General features: G+C 68.4%; 19 protein-coding genes, 1 tRNA gene, 1 other RNA gene and 2 pseudogenes. 13 read left to right on the plus strand and 10 right to left on the minus strand.

Annotation, left to right across the window (positions count from 1 at the left end; translation table 11 throughout):
- The first annotated feature begins 51 nt into the window (after positions 1-51).
- The 6 genes and pseudogenes from J2753_RS13165 (at position 52) to J2753_RS13190 (ending at position 5,208) form a co-directional block, all read left to right on the plus strand.
- Positions 52-1,269: an iron-containing alcohol dehydrogenase family protein gene (locus J2753_RS13165; protein WP_209492522.1), complete on the plus strand. Its 1,218-nt coding sequence runs from the start codon at positions 52-54 to the stop codon at positions 1,267-1,269.
- A gap of 49 nt (positions 1,270-1,318) precedes the next feature.
- Positions 1,319-2,530: a nicotinate phosphoribosyltransferase gene (locus tag J2753_RS13170; protein WP_209492523.1), complete on the plus strand. Its 1,212-nt coding sequence runs from the start codon at positions 1,319-1,321 to the stop codon at positions 2,528-2,530.
- 42 nt (positions 2,531-2,572) lie between these two features.
- Positions 2,573-2,961, plus strand: an RNA gene (rnpB, locus tag J2753_RS13175) — RNase P RNA component.
- A 170-nt stretch (positions 2,962-3,131) separates the two neighbouring features.
- Complete coding sequence (locus tag J2753_RS13180; RefSeq protein ID WP_209492524.1) at positions 3,132-3,455, plus strand: hypothetical protein; 324 nt, start codon at positions 3,132-3,134, stop codon at positions 3,453-3,455.
- Between the two features lie 71 nt (positions 3,456-3,526).
- Positions 3,527-3,724, plus strand: a pseudogene (locus J2753_RS13185) (MBL fold metallo-hydrolase); the annotation flags it as partial.
- 101 nt (positions 3,725-3,825) lie between these two features.
- Positions 3,826-5,208, plus strand: coding sequence for an ATP-binding protein (locus J2753_RS13190; RefSeq protein WP_209492525.1), 1,383 nt, complete (start codon positions 3,826-3,828; stop codon positions 5,206-5,208).
- Positions 5,209-5,259: 51 nt separating this feature from the next.
- Here J2753_RS13190 and J2753_RS13195 read toward each other — a convergent pair whose 3' ends face one another.
- Entirely contained in the window at positions 5,260-5,802 is a 543-nt protein-coding gene (locus J2753_RS13195; RefSeq protein ID WP_245334648.1) for a plasmid pRiA4b ORF-3 family protein, read from the minus strand.
- A gap of 19 nt (positions 5,803-5,821) precedes the next feature.
- Between J2753_RS13195 and J2753_RS13200 the strand changes: the two genes are divergently transcribed.
- Entirely contained in the window at positions 5,822-7,162 is a 1,341-nt protein-coding gene (locus J2753_RS13200; RefSeq protein ID WP_209492619.1) for an MBL fold metallo-hydrolase, read from the plus strand.
- On the opposite strand, the gene J2753_RS13205 is transcribed toward J2753_RS13200, so the two are convergent.
- From J2753_RS13205 to J2753_RS13220, 4 genes are all read right to left on the minus strand, one after another.
- Positions 7,150-7,620 (minus strand): SRPBCC family protein, encoded by a 471-nt coding sequence (locus J2753_RS13205; RefSeq protein WP_209492526.1) that lies wholly within the window; start codon positions 7,618-7,620, stop codon positions 7,150-7,152. The genes J2753_RS13200 and J2753_RS13205 overlap by 13 nt on opposite strands.
- A 53-nt stretch (positions 7,621-7,673) precedes the next feature.
- On the minus strand, positions 7,674-8,951 hold the full coding sequence (gene hemG, locus J2753_RS13210) for a protoporphyrinogen oxidase (RefSeq protein ID WP_209492527.1): 1,278 nt from the start codon (positions 8,949-8,951) through the stop codon (positions 7,674-7,676).
- Positions 8,952-9,049: 98 nt separating this feature from the next.
- The gene (locus J2753_RS13215; protein ID WP_209492528.1) at positions 9,050-10,141 is read right to left on the minus strand and encodes a TIGR04053 family radical SAM/SPASM domain-containing protein; all 1,092 of its coding nucleotides are present in this window, start codon (positions 10,139-10,141) and stop codon (positions 9,050-9,052) included.
- A 24-nt stretch (positions 10,142-10,165) separates the two neighbouring features.
- Positions 10,166-10,471 (minus strand): CGCGG family putative rSAM-modified RiPP protein, encoded by a 306-nt coding sequence (locus J2753_RS13220; protein WP_209492529.1) that lies wholly within the window; start codon positions 10,469-10,471, stop codon positions 10,166-10,168.
- A gap of 119 nt (positions 10,472-10,590) precedes the next feature.
- Here J2753_RS13220 and J2753_RS13225 point away from each other — a divergent pair, with 119 nt between their 5' ends.
- Positions 10,591-11,274 carry a DUF7119 family protein gene (locus J2753_RS13225; RefSeq protein ID WP_209492530.1) on the plus strand — a complete coding sequence of 228 codons (684 nt, stop codon included), beginning with the start codon at positions 10,591-10,593 and terminating at the stop codon, positions 11,272-11,274.
- Here the strand turns inward: J2753_RS13225 and J2753_RS13230 are convergent.
- Positions 11,265-12,574, minus strand: a pseudogene (locus J2753_RS13230) (M20/M25/M40 family metallo-hydrolase). The gene J2753_RS13225 and the pseudogene J2753_RS13230 sit on opposite strands and share 10 nt — an antisense overlap.
- Positions 12,575-12,655: 81 nt before the next feature.
- Between J2753_RS13230 and J2753_RS13235 the strand changes: the two are divergent.
- Positions 12,656-12,729, plus strand: a tRNA-Lys gene (locus tag J2753_RS13235).
- Positions 12,730-12,866: 137 nt separating this feature from the next.
- On the opposite strand, the gene J2753_RS13240 is transcribed toward J2753_RS13235, so the two are convergent.
- The gene (locus J2753_RS13240) at positions 12,867-13,334 is read right to left on the minus strand and encodes a deoxyuridine 5'-triphosphate nucleotidohydrolase (protein WP_209492531.1); all 468 of its coding nucleotides are present in this window, start codon (positions 13,332-13,334) and stop codon (positions 12,867-12,869) included.
- A gap of 134 nt (positions 13,335-13,468) precedes the next feature.
- Between J2753_RS13240 and J2753_RS13245 the strand changes: the two genes are divergently transcribed.
- Together J2753_RS13245 and rimI are read left to right on the plus strand one after the other, a co-directional pair.
- A complete protein-coding gene (locus J2753_RS13245) occupies positions 13,469-15,442 on the plus strand; it encodes an aconitate hydratase (RefSeq protein ID WP_209492532.1) in 1,974 nt (657 codons plus the stop codon).
- 390 nt (positions 15,443-15,832) lie between these two features.
- Positions 15,833-16,330, plus strand: coding sequence for a ribosomal protein S18-alanine N-acetyltransferase (gene rimI / locus J2753_RS13250; protein WP_209492533.1), 498 nt, complete (start codon positions 15,833-15,835; stop codon positions 16,328-16,330).
- On the opposite strand, the gene J2753_RS13255 is transcribed toward rimI, so the two are convergent.
- The 3 genes from J2753_RS13255 to J2753_RS13265 are packed head-to-tail and all read right to left on the minus strand — an operon-like array spanning position 16,327 to position 18,174.
- Positions 16,327-16,986, minus strand: a complete 660-nt coding sequence (locus J2753_RS13255; RefSeq protein WP_209492534.1) for a cytochrome c biogenesis CcdA family protein — start codon at positions 16,984-16,986, stop codon at positions 16,327-16,329. The two genes, rimI and J2753_RS13255, sit on opposite strands and share 4 nt — an antisense overlap.
- Positions 16,979-17,503 carry a TlpA family protein disulfide reductase gene (locus J2753_RS13260; protein WP_209492535.1) on the minus strand — a complete coding sequence of 175 codons (525 nt, stop codon included), beginning with the start codon at positions 17,501-17,503 and terminating at the stop codon, positions 16,979-16,981. Before J2753_RS13260 ends, J2753_RS13255 begins: the two co-directional genes overlap by 8 nt.
- A complete protein-coding gene (locus J2753_RS13265; protein WP_209492536.1) occupies positions 17,500-18,174 on the minus strand; it encodes an SCO family protein in 675 nt (224 codons plus the stop codon). The genes J2753_RS13260 and J2753_RS13265 overlap by 4 nt, the downstream gene beginning before the upstream one ends.
- Before the next feature lie 119 nt (positions 18,175-18,293).
- Here J2753_RS13265 and J2753_RS13270 point away from each other — a divergent pair, with 119 nt between their 5' ends.
- Together J2753_RS13270 and J2753_RS13275 are read left to right on the plus strand one after the other, a co-directional pair.
- Complete coding sequence (locus J2753_RS13270; protein WP_209492537.1) at positions 18,294-18,722, plus strand: DUF5810 domain-containing protein; 429 nt, start codon at positions 18,294-18,296, stop codon at positions 18,720-18,722.
- Between the two features lie 44 nt (positions 18,723-18,766).
- Positions 18,767-19,210 (plus strand): DUF5809 family protein, encoded by a 444-nt coding sequence (locus J2753_RS13275; RefSeq protein ID WP_209492538.1) that lies wholly within the window; start codon positions 18,767-18,769, stop codon positions 19,208-19,210.
- Positions 19,211-19,212 lie beyond the last annotated feature (2 nt).

The following is a 19,212-nucleotide window of genomic DNA, read 5'->3' on the forward strand; positions in this document are numbered from 1 at the left end:
CCCTGTGTCGCTTCGGCCGGGCTTGATGTGGCTCGCCGCCCAACGTCGGGTATGACCGATAGCCCGCAGCGCGCGTTCACGCTCGACTACGACCCCGGCGAGATCCGCTTTGGCCGCGGCGCCGTCGACGATCTGGGCGGCCTGCTCGCGGATCGCGGCCTCGCTTCCGCGCTGGTCGTCACCGGCGAGAACGTCGGCGCCAACCCACTGGTGATGGACCCCATCGAGGCGGGTCTCGGTGACGCCCTCGCCGGCGTCTTCGACCGGACGACTCCCGCGAAAACCATCGGCGCAGCGCTCGACGCCGCCGAACGAGTGCGCGACGAGGGGATCGAGGCCATCGTCGCCGTCGGCAGCGGCTCGAGCCTCGACACCGCGAAGGCCGCCAGCGCGCTGGGAAGCTACGGCGACCCCGCGGCCGCAGCAGAGCACGCGATCCAGTCCGGCTCCGTCCCGGTCGCCGACGACGGCCAGCCGACGCCCGTCATCGCGGTGCCGACGACGCTCGCCGGCGCGGACCTCTCGGTGATCGGCGGCGTGAGCCTCACCCTCGAAGCCGACGCCGACCCCGGCGCAGTGGAGAGCGGCGGCGTGAGCGACCGACGGCTGATGCCCGCGGCGGTCTGCTACGACCCCTATCTGTTCGAGACGACCCCGCGCTCGGTGCTCACGGCGTCGGCGATGAACGGCTTCGACAAGGCCGTGGAGTGTTGCTACTCGCCGCACGCGACGCCGATCACCGACGGCACCGCGAGCCGTGGGCTGGCGCTGATGGCGTCCGGGTTTGGCGCGCTGGCGGCCGAGCACCCCGATCCCGAGCGGTTCGACGATGCCGTCGCGGGCGTGGTCTGTGCCCAGTACGGCATCTCCACGCCCGGCGCCTATCGCGCGTCGATCATCCACGCGTTCGGCCACGGCTTCTCCCACGGCTACGACGTGCATCAGGGCACGGCTCACGGGATCCTCGCGCCGCACGTCCTGCGGCACGTGTTCGCCCGCGTGGACGGCCGCCGGGAACTGCTCGCCGAGTCGCTGGGCGTCGCCGAGGACGGGATGGACGACGAGGAACTCGCAGACGCAGTTGTCGACGCCGTCGCGGCCGTGCGCGACGACCTCGGCCTCCCCTCCCGCCTGCGAGAAATCGAGGCGCTCGATCAGGCTGACCTGCCGGAGATTGCCGAGATCATCGCCGAGGACGGCCTGTTCGCGCAAGCGCCGGTCCAGCCCTCCGTCGAGGAGGTTCTGGCCGTGCTGGAGGAGGCGTGGTGACCGCGCCGCGAGCGACCCACTTTTGGCCCGTTCGGGAGAACCCCGGGGCATGACCGAGTTCGACATCGTCGGCGCCGACGCCATCCGCGAGGGGCGGGCCACCGACGCGTACTTCTACCGGACGGAGGAGGCCCTGCGGGAGGCCGGCCGGAACCCCCGCGTGACCTGCGAGGTGACCGCCGACCAGTTCCCCACGGGGGAGTTCGAACTGCTCGCCGGTCTCGAGAACGCCGCACACCTACTTGAGGGCCTGCCCGTCGACGCCGACGCGCTGCCGGAGGGGACGCTGTTCGACGGCGGCCCCGTCCTCCGGATCGAGGGCAACTACCTCGACTTCGCGCGCTACGAGAGCGCGCTGCTGGGGTTCCTCTCGCACGCCTCTGCGGTTGCCACCGCAGCCCTCGAAGTCCGCCGCGCGGCGCCCGAGAGCAACGTGCTCTCCTTCGGCGCGCGGCACGTCCACCCCGCAATCGGCGGGATGATCGAGCGCGCGGCGCTCGTCGGCGGCCTCGACGGCTTCTCGAACGTCGCCGCGGGCGACCTGCTGGGGAAGGACGCCAGCGGCACGATGCCCCACGCGCTCTCGATCTGTTTTGGCCGCGGGAATCAGGAGCAGGCGTGGCGGGCCTTCGACGACGCCGTCGACGCCGATGTGCCCCGGATCGCGCTCTGTGACACCTACTCCGACGAGGTCGACGAGGTCCTGCGCGCGGTGGAGACGCTGGGCGAGGATCTGGACGGCGTCCGCCTCGACACCACCGGCTCCCGCCGGGGCGACTTCCGGCACATCGTCCGCGAGGTGCGCTGGGAACTCGACGCGCGGGGCCACCCCGATATCGACATCTTCCTCTCGGGCGGTCTGGGGCCCGCAGAGCTCCGGGAGCTCCGCGACGTGGCCGACGGCTTCGGCGTCGGCGGCTACGTCTCCAACGCCGACCCCGTGGACTTCGCGCTGGATATCGTCGAAGTCGACGGCGAACCCGCCGCGAAGCGCGGGAAGCTTTCGGGCGCGAAGTCGGTGTACCGCACCGACGACGGCGGTCACCACGTCGGCCTGCGCGGGCGTGAGGCGCCCGCGGACGCCGACTCGCTGATGGAGCCACTCATCCGCGACGGCGAGGTCGTGCGGGAGTTCTCCGTTCACGAATCGCAGAGCGATTCGGGAGCCAGGCAGAACGCGGAGCGTTCTGGCGCTGTCGACACCGCGGCCGAGCACGCGCTGGCGGACGCGGAGAAGGTGGGGTTCGGCGCCGACGACTGACCCACCGAACCGCTTAACCCCGGCAACGGCCTATCCTGAATTGGCAGAGAGAGCCCGGTTCCCGCGCCCCAGCCCGCGAGCAAGGGGCGTGAGGAAAGTCCCCCCACCGTCCGGACGGGCGACCGGGCGCAAGCCCGGAGTCGGAGACGGCTGGCTCTGGAACAGAAACGAGACCGCTCGTCCTGACCCATGACGTGTGCGAACCGACCCGTAAGGGAAGGGAGCTAACCCACGGAGGGCGCGTGGCGCGCAGCGCCACGAACTGGGCGAACGGCGAGAGCCGTGAGCCGACGGACGAGAACGGATGGAACGGCGAACCCTCGCCGGTGCAAGCCCGTGCCCGAAGGTAGTCCGGACAGCCGGCAACGGCAGGGCGCGGGTGCTTAGCGGAATGCCGGGTCGAAACAGAAGGGGGCTTACTCCTCTCGGCCGCTCACACTCATCAGCGACGGCGTTCGCCGGAACGTCTTTTTGACCACGCCTCGTCCCCGAACACGGATGCGCCTCACCCGTCGGTCCGTGTTCGCCGCCTCCTCGGCCGTCTCCGCGGACGGCGATCGCTCCGTCGTCGCCGCCCACCGACAGCACGGACGAGGTGACGATGGCTGAGGACCACCGCCCCACCGCCCCCGACTTCGACTCGGAGACGCTGGCTGATGCGCTCACCCGATTCGGCGGGAAGCCGGCCGAGCGCCGGACAGTCGCCCGCCAAGCCGTCGATCTGGCGGATTCGGGCGAGTACCACCGGGACAGCGGTCGGCGGCTGACGGTCGACCTGATCGTCGACGAACTCGCCGACGCCCCCGAGGGCTCGCCGGCAGAGCGCTGGAACTGGTGGATGGGCGTGCTCTCCTTTGCCTACGGCGGCTACGACCAGTTCGTCGTGCGGCGCTACCCCGGGTCGTCGGTCGATTCGGGGGAGTAAGCCGCGAGGACCGGCCCCGAGACGACCGGGAACCGACGAACGGAAACCCCGGGACCGCCGAAACCACACGAATGCAGCTACGCTTCCTCGGCGGCGCCGGCGAGGTCGGCCGCAGTGCCGTCCTCGTCGACGACTCCCTGCTGCTCGACTTCGGCCTGCTGACCGCCGAGCCCCCGCAGTACCCCGTCGGGACGCCCGACCCCGATGCTGTCGTCGTCTCCCACGGCCACCTCGACCACGTGGGGACCGTCCCGGCGCTCCTCTCGGGCGCGGATACTCGACTTACCAACTGAGATAGCCAATTCTGAAATAGGCTATTTTGGAATTGGTTATTCGCTACGTTTATGCCAGTGTCCGGACAGCAGACAGTATGGCCCGATTCGTCGACCGAGCAGCTGAGATCTCCCGGCTTCGAGGCTGCTACGGGTCGGACGAGGCTGACATGGTCGTTATCTTCGGTCGTCGGCGCCTCGGCAAGACCGAACTCGTCCGTGAGTCGCTGGCCGGCCGCGACGACGCCGTGCTGTACCAGGCGACCGAGACGACGCCGCAAGTACAGCTCGACGAGTTCGTCGACATCGCATCAGAGTCGTTCCCCGGCGTCGGCCGCATCAAACAGGAGTGGGAGTCGCTCCTCGGCTACCTCGCCGAGCAGGGCGCGGTCGTCGTACTGGACGAGTTCCCGTACCTGATCGACGCGGACGAAAGTCTCCCGTCGGTCGTGCAGCGATTGTGGGACCAAGAGATACAGAACACGGCCGCGACGCTCGTGCTCGTCGGCTCGTCAATCAGCATGATGGAGGAGGCAACGCTCCTCGGGAACAGCCCGCTGTACGGCCGGTTCTCCGAGAAGATCGACCTTCGACAGCTCGACTTCGACGCCGCGTGCGAGTTCTTCCCCGACTCGTACACACCCGAAGAGCAGGTGTTCGCGTGGGGCGTGTTCGGTGGAACGCCGTACTACCTCGACGGCGTCGACCTCGACCACGACTTGGGAACGGTCATCCAACAGTCGATCCTCTCCCAGCAGGGGTTCCTGCACAACGAGCCCGAGTACGTCCTCCGCACCGAACTCACCGAACCCAACCGGTACTTCGCCATCCTGAAAGCGATCGCCGCCGGGAACACGACCGCAAACGAGATCGCGGGGACAGTCGGCATCGACGGGAAGCAGATTTCGACGTACACGCAGAAGCTGGAACGGCTTCGACTGGTCGAACGCGAGGTCCCAGTCACTGAGGATAAGACGAAGTCACGCCGAGGCCGATACCGGATCCTCGACCCCCTGTTCCGGTTCTGGTACCGGTTCGTCTACGGCAGCGAAGACCGGTACGAGCGCCTCGGTGACGACACCTATGAGACCGTCATCGAATCCGGGATGGCCGACTTCGTGAGCCAGGGCTTCGAGACGCTCTGCCAGGACGCGCTCCCCGACCTGTATTCGGAGGAGACGTTCGTCGACATCGGCCGCTGGTGGTACAAGGAGCACGAGGTCGACATCGTCGGGTTGACCGACGGCGGAACGATGGTCGCGGGCGAGTGCAAGTTCACGTCGTCGCCGCTCGACTACAGCGCGTTCGCGTCGCTCGAAGAACACGCCGACGAGATTCGGTGGTCCGCCGATAGTGGTGAGGTGAAGCGGGAATACGCGCTCTTCGCTCGAAGCGGGTTCACACAGTCGGTCCGTGAAGCCGCCGCTGAACGTGACGACCTCCAGTTGTTCGACCTCGACCGGATCGTCGAGAGCGTCTGAACACCGGCCAGTACCGGGGCAGACGATCACCGAACACAATCGGGAAGTGTGTCACCCATCAGCGGCGTACTGCTCGATGGCCTCGCCCCTGCCCTCGACTACTTCAGGGCCTCTCTCGGCCGGTTCGTCGACGATTTCCATGAGAATCGCGTAGAAGCGCCACTCGTCGCCGTAGTCGTACAGGTAACAGAGTCGGTCACGTTCGTCGAGTCCTAACTGTTCGACGATGTCGCTGACCCTCGTCTCGCCGGCATCGTACGTCTCCTCGTCGAACCCAATTGTTGCCCCACCCTGTGAATCTTCGAACCCCTGCGAACACTGGTACTTGACGTCGCTGTTCCAGTAGTCCTCATCGGTACCGACGAACCAGAGGTGCCCCTGGTCGAGCCCCATCGTCGCGTTGACCGTCGTCTGAAACTCGTCGAGTGTGCGGTCTGCTCCGACGACTACGTCTCGCCAGAGGGATGTCGGATCTGGATCGAACTTGACGCGGAAGCGGTAGGCTGTCATCCTCGTTTTGTTCTCTCTCCACCGACGATTGTGAGCGTTCGGCTCCTGACCGAGGCGAGACGATTCGACGTTGTCAAACGGCATGAACGACTACCAGTCGGTAATGGATCTTCGGTTTCTGGGCGGTGCGGGAGAAGTCGGCCGGAGCGCGATCCTCGTCAACGATCGTCTCCTGCTCGACTACGGGATGAAATCGGGGAATCCGCCGCAGTTCCCGGTCGACGCCGATCCCGAATCGGTCGTGGTGAGCCACGGCCACCTCGACCACGTGGGGACCATCCCGGCGCTCCTCTCGGGCGCGGACCGGCCGCCGATCCACTGGACGCCGCCGACCCAGGAGCTGGCGCTCACGCTCGCACGGGACACGCTCAAACTCCACGGGCGCTCGCCACACTGCCCGTTCACCGAGAACGACGTGAAGCGCGTCACTGAGGTCTCTCAGACCCACGGCTACCGCGAGACGTTCGAAGCCGCAGGCTACGAGGTGACGTTCTTCCGGGCCGGCCACATTCCGGGGAGTGCGCACGTGCTGGTCGACGATGGTGACACTCGCTTGCTCTACACCGGCGACTTCCACGTCGACGAGGAGGCCGCCGCTGACCCGCCCGCGGGCTTCGACGCCGGCGAGCCACCCGTCGGCCAGCGACTCGTCAAGGGGTCGATAGCCCGCCCCGACGCCGACGTAGTGTTGTGTGAGAGCACCTACTCCGACGTGGACCACGACCCGCGGGCCAGCGTCGAACACCGGTTCGCCCAGAGCGTGAAAACGACCCTCTGGGAGGGCGGCACCGTCGTCGTTCCCGCGTTCGCCATCGGTCGCACTCAGGAGATGCTCATGATCTGCGAGGCCCACGACATCCCCTGCTATGTCGACGGGATGGGGAAGGAGGTGACCGAGATGCTGCGGCGCCATCCCGAGTTCGTGCGCGACCCGGCCGCGCTCCGGCGCGCGAAGTCCCACGCGCGGTTCGTGACGGGTCGCGACGGCCAGCGCGAGACCGGAGGTCTCGCTGGCCGCACGGGACGGGCTGGGCCGTCCCGTGGACAGCGCAAGCGGATTACGGACCAGAAAGCCGCCATCATCACCACGAGCGGGATGCTCTCGGGTGGCCCCGCTATGACCTACATCCCCGAGATCCGGGCGAACCCGGTGAACAAGATCACCATGACCGGCTATCAGGTCGAGGGGACGCCCGGCCGAGATCTGCTGGAAACCGGGCGCGCCGAGATCGACGGGCGCGTGATGCCCGTCAGCGCGCAGGTCGAGGCGTACGACTTCTCGGCCCACGCCGACCACGGCGGGATTCGGCGGTTCCTCGACTCCTACGACGACGCCGAGGTTCTCGTGAACCACGGCGACCGCTGTGGCGCGTTCGCGGCGGAACTCCGCGCGGACGGCTACGACGCGTCGGCGCCCGAACTCGGCGCGACCTACTCGGTCTGATCGCCGAGTTCCGCCGCCAGCCAGTCGAACTGCTGTTCCAGCTCCTTCCGGCGCTGACGCTTGATCACCGTCGCGTCCATCAGTTTCCCGACCAGCGCCACGTCGATGGCGAACTCCGTCTCGGCGGTCACTTGGGTCCCAGAACCGGTCGGTTCGACGGTGTAGCGCGTCACCATCTCCTCGAAGATGCCCTCCACCTGGCGGTACGCGAGCGCCGCGTCCGGGTCCTCGACCAGTTCGAGGCTGAGTTCGATGGTGGCGATGCCGACGCCGTTGGTGAGGCCGATCTGATCGCCGTCGCCGGCCTGCGGCCGGCTGCCAGAGGGGCTTTGCCCCTCCCTGTCCACTTCGACCTCGTCGAACCCCGCGGCGCGCATGAACGGCCCAACGTCCTGCATCCGCTCGCGGACCGCGTCCGGCGGCGCCGTGATCTCCCGCGACACGCTGACGGTCTCCATACCTCGGCGTAGGATGGGGTCACTGAAAGCTCCCGGCACGAACACCTCCGGCCTCAGCCGTCGACTGCTGCCGCGTCGCTCAGGCGCTCGGCCAGCCGTTTCGCCTGCCCGACGCGCCCGGGAATCCCCGCTCTCGACTCGTAGTTCGCACAGAGATGGATCCCCGCAGGCGGTTCGACGCCCTCCAGTGCCGTCCACGAGGTGTCGTAGGCAGGCATCCCGCGCTCCAGTCGACGCACGTCCAGCACCGTCGCCTCGGCGCCGGTCAGTTCGTCGAACTCGCGTTCGGTGATTTCGCGGATCGCCGACAGGGACTGGTCGACCAGTTCAGGGTTCTTCGCGCCGCCGAGGAACGCGGTGTGGAGGCGATCGCGGTCGAACAGCGTCGCGTTGCAGGTCACGCCCAACGTGCTGAACGCCTCCTCGTACTGGACCTGGAAGCCGCTGGCCTCGATTTCGGGGTCGGCCGCGAGATGGACGATTGCGAGAGGGTTGTAGCTGAGTCGTCGCAGCGGCACGGCCGTCGCGGGCGCGAGATCCTCGAGCAGCGTCGCCGTCACGTCGGCCGGCGTCGTGAGCACCACCTGATCGACGACGGTCGTCCCCGACGGCGTTTCGAGTTCGAACCGATCCTCGCTCTCCCGCACAGTTTCGACCGGTGTCTCCAGCCGAACGGTCTCACGGTGCTGCTCAGCGAGTGCTTGGGGGAGCGTCTGGAGGCCGCCGTCGAAGGAGACGACCGGCGGCGCCTCGGAGTCCCGGAGCCTCGCCCGCACGGCGGCGACGAGGAGACTCCGGTCGACGCCGTACTTCTCCAGTGCCCGCCCCAGCGAGTGTTCCATCAGCATCTCGTCGGGGTGGGTGCCGTAGATTCCGCCGTACAGCGGGCCGATGACGTACTGTGCGACCTCCGGCCCGACCATTCGGGTCAGGCTCTCCTCGACGGTTTCCTCGCCCCGCGGCGGCCCGGTCAGGGGCTCCATCAGCAAACGGAGCTTTCCGCGGAGCGAGAGCAGATCGGTCGAGAGGCCCTCTCGGAGTGAGAACGGCACCTGCCGGAGCGCGCCGTCGTGGTAGACGTACAGCGGCGCGTCCGCCGCCTCGACGACTCGGTCGCCGATGCCCAGCGACTCGACGAGCGACGCGACGGGCGGCGAGAGCCGGGTCCGTTGGGGGCCGTTCTCGACAGTCTGGCCGCCGATTTGGCGGCTCCGTATCACGCCGCCCGGTTCGGCGCCGGCCTCGAACACGGTGCTCTCGACGCCCTGCTGTGCCAGATAGTGCTGCAGCGTCAGTCCGCTGATCCCGCCGCCGACGATTCCGACGTGCATGGCTGTTGGGTGGTGATTCGCGGCGGATCGGCTACTGCGCTCGGCCGAAGATGTTCACGTCGACGACGGCCGGCGCCGCCCGAAATGGCTCAGCACTGTCAGTCGGCAGGCGACTGTTCGGGCAGCGGGCCGTCGTACCCCTCCGGGACGTAGGGACAGAGCGGGTCGCTCTCGAGGGGGTCACCCGTGGTCGCGTACGCCCGGGAGCGACTGCCGCCACAGACGTTGCGGAACTCGCAGGCCCCGCATTTCCCCTTGAGCGCGTCCGGATCCCGGAGCTCCTCGAACAGCGGCGAATCGCGGTAGAGGTCGACGAGGCTGTCTGTCCGGACGTTGCCCGCTGGCTTCGGCAGGAATCCCGAGGGGTACATCTCGCCAGTATGGCTCACGAACGCGAAGCCGTCGCCGGCAGTGATGCCCGTTCGGCGGCCGATGGCGTCGCTGTCAGGTTTGTCGGTCGCCGAGCGGCGCTGCTGGATCGCGACCCGGCGGTAGTGGGGCGCCTCGGTGGTCTTGATGCCGAAGTCGGCCGCTGAGTTGACCGCCGTCAGCCACTCCATCACGCGGTCGGCGCGTTCCGGGGGAACTGGGTCAAGCACCTGCCCCCTGCCGACCGGGACGAGGAAGAACACCGACCAGAGCACGGCGTCGAGGTCGGCGACGAGTTCGCGGAGCTGTGGGAGCTGTTCGACCGTCTCGGCACAGACGGTCGTGTTGATCTGGAGCGGGAGCCCGGCCTCGTTGGCGGCCCGCGCGGCCTCGACGGTCTGGCGGAAGCTCCCCGCCTCCTTCCGGAAGCCGTCGTGGGCGTCAGGGGTGGCGCCGTCGATGCTCAGCGCGAGTCGACGCAGCCCCGAATCGGCGAGGGCCTGAATCCGGTCTGGGGTGAGCGACGCCGTGCCGCTGGGGGTGAGCGTCATCTGCAAGCCCTGCTCGACGCCGTACTCGATCAGGTCGAACGTGTCGTCGCGGTAGAGCGGGTCGCCCCCGGAGAGGACGACCAGTTGGTTCTCGCCGAACTCGTTGGCTTCCTCGAGGAGTCGCTTCCCCTCCTCGGTCGTGAGCTCGTCGGGGTGGCGCTGGGGCTGGGCCTCCGCGCGGCAGTGTTTGCAGGCCAGTTCACACGCCTGCGTGAGTTCCCAGACCAGCACGAACGGGCGCTGATTCGTGTCGATAGTGGATGGGCGCATGGGGTTCGTTGGGGTCGGGGGTCGCTACTGGACGTGGACGCGCACGACGTGCCCGCCACAGCCACACTGTTCGACGTACTCCCAGTCGGCGTCGTCGCCGAAGGCGCGGCCGAGCGCGTCGTAGAGATACGTCTCCGGGTGTCCTTGCTCGCCGTGGGTGACGAGGTTGACGTGGTTCCCGGGCGCGGTATGGCCGACCGCTTCGAGTGCCTGTTCGACGAGCAGGTCGCGGTCGTCGGCGTGCTCCGGCCCTTCGAGGTTCGCGGACCACGAGTTGTCGTGCACGTGGTCGGTGATCGGTTCGGGGTCCTCGTGGTCGTGCTGAGACATGGCTCAGTTGCAGTTTGGCCGCCGACGCCCAAGTCCGGACTCCCGAACATGTTTCCGGTGTGCGAACCGCTCGCTCGGCCGCGGGAGGCTTTTCCCCCGCGGGGACGAACCGGCAGGTAATGTCACATCTCGACCCCGAGCGTGACGGGGCTGACGAGGAGGCCGTCGCCTCGACGGACCGTCGCTCGCGGGTGGGAGAGCCGGTCGTCCGCGCCGACCCCGAGATCACCGGCGAGCGAGCCAGCGAAGCCATCGACTTCGATCCCGACGACCCCGAGAGCGTCGAGCGCGCCGCGGAGGTGCTCGCGGCGTTCGCCGACGGCGAGGTCGGCGACGACTACCTCGAGATGCTCCGTGGCGCGGCGGCGTGTGCGGCGCTGGTGCGCGGGGTCGGCTCCTACCGCGCGGCCGCCGAACGCGCCGGCGGCGTCTCGGTCTCGTTCATCCGGACCTGGGCGCGGGTCCACGACTTGCCCCAGTCGGTGCGCCGGCACGTCGCCCGCGGCGACATCGCCCCCTCGGCGGCCAAACACCTCGCGCGGGTCGACGGCGCCGCTCGGCTGGATCTGGCGTGGGCGCTGCTGGATCACGATCTGACAGTCCGGGAGATCCGGTCGCTGGCGAGTCGGGTCAACGACGGCGAGTCCGCGACCGAGGCGCTCCGCTCCGAGGGTGTCGATCTGGGCGATATTCAGCTCTCGCTCCCGGTCGAACAGTACCGCGAACTCCGGCGCGAGGCGTCGATGCGCAACACGACGCCCGGCGACGTGGTCGCCGCGGCGCTGGCCGAGCGCTACGACTGAAGGAAGCGAACCGCGGTCTCGGCGATGGTTTCTCGCGCCTGTTCCACGTCCGGCCAGTCGATAGTCTCGTCGGGGAAGTGGGCCTGCTCGATGGTTCCGGGGCCGAACAGGACGGTCGGGATGTCGGCGGCGACGTAGTGCCGCGAGTCGGCGCCGTAGGTCGCGCCGCGCGGATCGGTCTCCGGGAGTCCGGTGTCCAACATCGCCGCCCGGAGCGTCCGGACGATGGGTTCGTCGGCATCGACCTCCGCGGAGGCGAACTGGATGCTGAAGCGCTCGAACGTCGGCGGATGCTCGGAGGCCAGTCGTCTGCGTTAACGACTGCCTGTAGGGCTTCTTCGTACTCCTGCTCGACCTCGTCGACGGTCTCGCCGGGCGCGACGCCGAAGCGCATCTCGGCGGTGAGCGAACTCGGGACCGAGGAGGCCCAGTTGCCGGCCTGCACCTTCCCGACCACGACGGGCCACGGGACGGGGTACTCCTCGTAGAGCGGGTGGGTGACGGTCTCACCGCGCTCGGCTTCGAGGTTCGTGAACGCCGCGCGGATGCGCTCGAAGTGCGGGAGCACGTCCTCGCCGCGCCAGCGCGAGGCCGCGTGGGCCGCCCGGCCCTGAATCTCGAGACGCTTCATGACGGTGCCCTCCGTGGCCGTGATGGGGGTGAGCTCCGTCGGCTCGGCGACGAGGGCGGCGTCGCGCTCGAAGGGGTAGGGGTTCGACAGCGCGGCCGCGGCGGCGCCGATGCCGCCCTCCTCCTCGCCCACGACGGCTTCGACGACGAGACGGCCGTTCAGGTCGGCGTCCTCGGCGCGCTCGGCGACGTCCAGCGCGGCGAACACGCAGGCCGCGACGGGGGCCTTCATGTCGACAGCGCCGCGGGCGGTCAGCGTCTCCTCGCCCTCGTCGTTCTCGCCCCACACTGGCTCGAACGGCGGCGAGGTCCAGGCGTCCTCGTCGGCCGGCACGACGTCGATGTGGCCGTTGAGGACGAGCGTCGGCCCCGCGTCGGGGTCGCCGGAACCGCCATCGGACGGTTCCGGCTGGCGAGCGGGAGCTTCGCTCCCGCCAACGTCGCCGAACTCCAGCACGCCGGCGACGCTGGGGCGGTTCTCGGTGTCGATCAGGTCCGGGTCGTCGGGAAACGAGGGGTGCTCTGCGAGTTCCTCGGCGTCGGCCAGCCACTCGTAGGTCTCGAAGCCGAGCGCGTCGAGGCGCTCGCGGGTCCACGCGGCCGCGTCGGCCTCCCCGGCATCGACGGTCTCGAACTCGAGCAGGCGTTCGGTGAACTCGCGGATGTCCATGGCTGGGGCGTTGGACGGAGGGGGTTTAGCTCCCACGGGAACCGTAAACGCTTACCCGGTGCTCGTATTGGTTCCGTGTGAGGGCTGATAGCTCAGCTTGGCAGAGCGTCTGGCTTTTAACCAGACGGTCGGGGGTTCGAATCCCTCTCAGCCCGTTACTCCGACGAACGAAGTGAGTCGTGAGTCGCGACGCTGGAGGGATTCGAAGCAGGGAACGGAGCGCAGCGAAGTGACCGTGGTTCGAATCCCTCTCAGCCCGCGACTTATCGAGAAACAGCCGTCCGCTCGCGCCTCAGTTCTCCCCCTGATACGTCCCATCGTACGTCCCCTCGTGGTCGGCATCAGCCACCACGAACTGCGCGATCCGGGCGCCCTGCTCGATCTCGATCTCGTGGCCCACGTGCAACATCCCCTCGCCGCGACCCTCGTAGCCCGCGTCCCAGACCGCGGTGTTCAGCGTACACGAGTTGCGCAGTAGCGTCGAGCGCGGGAGCACGAAGCCGATGCCGTCCTCGGGCACTTTGAGGCGCTCGCCGTAGCGTACGACGTACGCGCCGGGTTCGAGTTGGTACGTCGGCGGGTCGTCGCCGACGGGCGCGAGTTCCCCGCGCTCGCCGACGGTTTTCCCCTCGCGGCCGATACGGCCAGGGGTGGCCTGTTCGAACACCGCTGCGACGGTGAGATCGACGCCGTTGGGCTGGACCGCGTCGTCGGCGACCCCGTCGATGCCGGCGGCGACGCTGGCTCCGGAGCGGAACATACCGCCGAACGGGTCGTCGTCGGCATAACGCTGACGAACGCCGCTGTAGCTCCTACCGCAAGATTTCCGGAGTTTCACGCTGCCCTGCGGTTCTCGCCGGATTTATCACTGTTCCAAGCCCATCTGCAGACGATATGGGAAAGACAATCACGGAGAAGATTCTCGACGAGCATCTCGTCGAGGGCGACCTCACCCCCGGTGAGGAGATCGGGATCGAGATCGACCAGGTACTCGCACAGGACACCACCGGGACGATGGTGTGGCTCCAGTTCGAGGCCCTGGACCTCGACGAAGTACAGACCGAACTCGCCGCGCAGTACTGCGACCACCAGACCTACCAGTTCGACTTCAAGAACACCGACGACCACCGCTTCCTGCGTTCGGCCGCGGGCACCTTCGGCGCCCACTTCTCTCGGCCCGGTAACGGCATCTGTCACAACGTCCACAAGGAGAACTTCGCCGCGCCCGGCAAGACGCTGCTCGGCAGCGACTCCCACACGCCGACGCCCGGCGGGCTGGGCCAGCTCGCCATCGGTGCGGGTGGCCTCGACATCGCCGTCGCGATGGGCGGGGGCGCCTACTACGTCGAGATGCCCGAGATCGTCAACATCCGCCTCGAGGGCGAACTCGGCGAGTGGGCCTCCGCGAAGGACGTGATCCTCGAGCTGCTGGGCCGGCTCTCGGTGAAGGGCGGGGTCGGCAAGGTGTTCGAGTACACCGGTCCGGGCGTGGAGACGCTCTCGGTGCCCGAGCGGACCACCATCACCAACATGGGGACCGAACTCGGCGCCACCTCCTCGATCTTCGGCACGGACGAGCGCACGAAGGAGTGGCTCGACGAGGTCGACCGCTCCGGGGACTACGTCGATCTCCAGCCCGACGCCGACGCCGAATACGCCGACGAGATCGTCGTCGACCTCTCGGAGATCGAGCCCATGATCGCCGAGCCGTCGATGCCCGACAACGTCGTGCCCGTCCGCGAGGCGGCCGGCCAGTCCGTCGAGCAGGTGATGATCGGCTCCTGTACCAACGGCGCCTACGAGGACATCCTCCCGACCGCGAAGATGCTGGAGGGCCGCGAGGTCAACAAGAAGACCGAGATGATCATCGCGCCCGCCTCGAAGCAGGCCTCCGAGATGCTGGCCCGCGAGGGCTGGACCGCGGAGCTGATGGCCGCCGGCGTGAACTTCTCCGAGGCGACCTGTGGCGCCTGTATCGGGATCGGCCACGTCCCCGGCAGCGACACCGTCTCGCTGCGGACGTTCAACCGCAACTTCGAGGGTCGCTCGGGTATCGAGGACGACTCGGTCTTCCTCTGCTCGCCGGAGGTCGCCACCGCGGCGGCGATCAAGGGCGAGATCATCGACCCGCGTGATCTGGCCGACGAACTCGACGACCTCGAGGACCCCGGCTTCGAACTCGGTCGGGGCTACGACCGACAGGACGCCGACCTCATCGCCCCCGACGAGGCCGTCGACGACGAACTCGTGAAAGGGCCCAACATCGGCGACGTGCCGCTGAAGGACGCGCTGGAGCCGAACCTCGACGGTGAGGTGCTGCTCCGCATGGGCGACAACATCACGACCGACCACATCATCCCGGCCACCTCGGACATCCTGAAGTTCCGTTCCAACGTGCCCAAGCTCTCGGAGTTCACGCTCTCGCGTGTCGACGAGAGCTTCGCCCAGCGCGCGCTGGACGCCGACGGCGGCTTCCTCGTCGCCGGCGAGAACTACGGGCAGGGCTCCTCGCGTGAACACGCGGCGCTCTGTCCGATGTACCTCGGCGTCGAGGGCGTCCTCGCGCAGTCGTTCGCCCGCATCCACAAGGCGAACCTGTTCAACTTCGGCCTCGTCCCGCTGACCATCGACGAGGACGACTACGAGAACATCGAGCAGGGCGACAACGTCGAAATCGTCGACGACGTGGGTCAGGGTGTCCGCTCCGGCCAGGAGGAGTTCACCTTCCGCGTCAACGGCGAGTGGGAGGGCACGGCCCACCTCGACGCTTCCGAGCGAGAGCGCGAGATCCTCGCAGCGGGCGGGAAGCTCTCGTGGACGAAACAGCAGACCCAGGGCGGTAGCGGTGCGGCGCCCGCGGACGACTAAGCCAGTCACGTTGACGAGAGCCGCCGGCTCTCGTCTGCCAACCAGAAATCTTTGATTTCTGGTGACGGCTCGCGACCCACCGTGTCACGGTGGCGGAGCCTGTTGCCGTGACTGTGTATAGCCGACCACGGCTCGTGACCGGCGATCACCGTCGGGTGATCGCTCGGCGCCTGTTGCCGTGATCGTGTCGAAGCCAATCGCGGTTCGTGACCTGCCGTGACCGCCGTGTCACGGCGACGGAGCGCGATGCCGCGATTGTGGCCTAAAAATCACGACCCGCGATATCGCGGGCCACCCACCATCTCCGTTTTGCGGTTTTCACCTAAAAACGAGCCACAGCGTCGCCGGTGGCCACGGTGCTTATGCCGTCGAACGCCCTAGCCGCCGTACGTGACCTCCACTTCGGAGCCCCCGACTGCGGAGGACCTCACGATCCGCGAGGCGGGGCGCGCGGATCTGCTGGCGGTGTTCCGCATCGAGAAGGCGGTGTTCCCCCAGCCGTGGCCCTTCGCCTCCTTCGAGCAGTTCCTCGGCAACCCCGGCTTCCTCGTCGCTACCGAGGACGGCGCCGTCGTCGGCTACGCAATCGCCGACGTGACCGCCAGCGGGGGGCGGGATCTGGGCCACCTGAAGGATATCGCGGTCCACCCGAAGGCACAGGGCCGTGGGGTCGGGCGCGCGCTGCTGCGCCGCGTGCTGGTCTCGATGGCCGTCGCCGGCGCCAACGTCGTCAAACTCGAAGTCCGGGAGAGCAACGAGATTGCCCAGTCGCTGTACGATGACGTGGGGTTCGAGCGCGTCCGGCGGGTGCCGTCCTACTACGACGACGGCGAGGACGCCTACGTGATGGTGCTGGACATCGAGACGTGGAGCCGCGACGGCGCCTAGAGCACGTCGAGCACGACCACGGCGAGATACAGTTGACCGAGCCCTGCGGCCACCATCACGGCGCCGGCGGCCTGCCGGATTCGCCCCGTGTAGGAACCGACCGAGCGCCACACCTCGACGCCGGCGCCGGCCAGCAGCGTTACGCCCGCGAGCGGGGCGGCGACCCCGAGCGCGTACGCCCCGAGCGCGATCCCGCTCGCGGTGCCCTCGAGCGCGAGCGCTTGCGTGACGACGCCGAGGAACAGCGGGACGACACACCCCGCCGCGGCAATACCGTACACCGCGCCGAAGACGCCGAAGCCGACCAACGTGTTCGGCCGGCGCGGCAGCGGGATTTCGAGGGTCGGCGCGCCACTCCGGAACGTCACGACGCCGAGGGCGACGAGTCCCAGACCGACCAACGGTTCGAACAGCGGGAGCGCCCGGGTGAGCGGGCGGCCGATAGCGAGTACGAGGCCGCCCACGACTGCGAGCGCGAGCAGCGTGCCCGCCGCGGCCGTGACCGCGGCCGGGACCGCGGCCACGCGCTGGTCGCTCTCGCGGAGGTAGTAGCCGACGTAGCCCGGCAGCAGCGGGAACGCACACGGGGCGAAAAACGTCGTCACGCCCGCGCCCGCCGCGAACCCGACGACGCCGACGGTCCCCGGGTCAACCATTCCCGACCACCGCGTCCAGTTCCGTCCGGAGGGTCTCAGCGTCGACGAGGCCACCGTGTTCGAACTGGACCGTTCCCGCGGCGTCAGTGATGGCGATGTACGGGAGTCCGTCTGCGCCGAAGGCGGCCATCAGATCGCTGCCGGGGTTGAGCCCGACGGTCCACGCGCCGCCGTTCTCGGCCCACCAGTCGGCGATGTCGGCTCTCGTCAGCGACTCGCCGAGACGCTCGTTGGTCACGGAAACGAAGAGTACCTCGTCGTACTCGGTTCTGACGGCGTCGATAATCCCGATCTGTTCGCCACAGGGCGCACACCACGTCGCGAACAGGTCGACGACGGTCACTCGTCCCGGCGTGGGAACGGTCGCCGACCCCGATTCGGAGCCGGCCGCGTCGATGGTTTCGACGCGAATGGGGAGGGCTCCGGCGCCCGTCCCGGACAGGCCGCGGGCCGCCCAGAAACTCCCACCGGTCAGCCCGATGCCGGCGAGCGCGGCGAGCAGTCGCCGGCGGTTCATGCCTCTCGCAGGGCAGTTAGGTCGTCGATAACCGCCTGCTCGTCGGGGGTGGAGGTCTGGTACGCCCGTTCGACGTAGCCGTCCGCGTTGACGAGCAGCGTCAGGGAGGTGTGGGCGAACATGTACATGTCCATGTTCTCGGGTTCGGTACGCCGGAAGTCGACGCCGAACTGCTCCTGTACGACCGTTTTGGCACGCTCTTTGGACTCGGGTCGGAGGAACCGCCAGCCGTCCTCGCCGGTCGTGACGTTCATCTCCTCGCCGTAGCTGGCGAGTCGGTCGGCGGTGTCCCGGGCGGGGTCGAACGTCACCGGCGCGAACGCCACCTCGTCGGCGTACTCGTTCGTCCGTGCGTGAGCCTGGACGTTTCGGAGCGTGCCGATGAGGACGGGACAGACCGTCTGACAGTGGCTGTAGAAGAACGTGAGCAGTCCGGGCCTCCCGAGGTCACGCAGTGACCACGTTCCCCCGGCCAGCGGTGCGGAGAGGTCCACGTCGGGGACGCGCTGGCCCCACGCCGGATAGGGCACGTCCTCGCTCTCGAAGGGTCGGTCGGGTTCGGCGAGCGCGACATCGGGGTTCGCATCTCCCAATCCGACGGCATCGAGACAGCCCGCCGTCGCACCGACGGGAACGGCGGCGGTCGACTTGATGAACGTCCGTCGATTCATACGGGTCAGTGGGCTCTCGTCCGCTTAGGCTGTTTGGTGCGAACGTCGAAATACCCGGCGTACGTCCCGACAAGCGCATCGAGCGCATCTGTTTTCCCCTTCGGGGCACAGTTTCGGGTATGGGATACAGCTGTCCGGTCTGTGGCGCCCCCCAGCACGACGACGAGCATCTGGCGAACCACCTCGCGATGACCGCGATGCTCCACGGCGAGGACCACGAGGCGTGGCTCGACGACCACCTCGCGGAGTGGAGCGAGCACACGCCGCCGGAGCTCGCCGCGGAGATCGTCGAGGACGCCGAGGAGATCGACTACGAGGAGGCCACCGCCGAGCGCGCCGACATCCCCACGGAGGACGCGGACAGCCACGAACACGACCACGCCGGCGGTCACCCGACCGAGGAACTCGCCGAGCCGTCGGAAGTGCCCGATTCGGGGCTCATCGACGAGGCCGCAGAGGCAGTCGTCGCCGAGGCCCGGGAGATGACCCGGGAGCGCCGGGAGAAGGTGGCGGAGAACGACGCGGAAGAGGTCGAGGACGACGCCTGACCGCGCACCGCCAGCGGTAAGCCCGTCCGCTCCGAGGTCCGACCATGCGTACGGAAGGTGTTTTCGCCCCCGAGACCGAGGCTGAGGCGTTCGAATCCTTCGACGCCGTCGGGCCCGCCGCCCAGACCGTCGTGCGCGAGACGGCCAAGGCGATGGAGTTTGACCGCGAGGAGTACGACGAGCGCGTCACTGGCGACGTGGTGGAGACGGCCCGCGACGCGATGTTCGCGTCGCTGCTGGTCGTCAGCGTCGGCGACCGTGAAGAGTACGAGGCGTGGATCAACAACCACCCCAACTACGACGTCCACGAGACCGGCTCCGAGAACGTCGACAACGTCGTCTGGCATGCTTCGCCAGTCGCGGAGGCCGTGGTGGCGGCGACGTTCCAGTCCGAGCCGGAGGCGGCCGTTGCGACCCTCCGCCGGCAGGCGTTCGGCCGGATCTACCGGCCGATGTTCAAAGACGACGCCGGCGTGACCACCGAGTAGCC

This window comes from Halolamina salifodinae (assembly GCF_017874235.1).
In the GTDB taxonomy this organism is placed as follows: domain Archaea; phylum Halobacteriota; class Halobacteria; order Halobacteriales; family Haloferacaceae; genus Halolamina; species Halolamina salifodinae.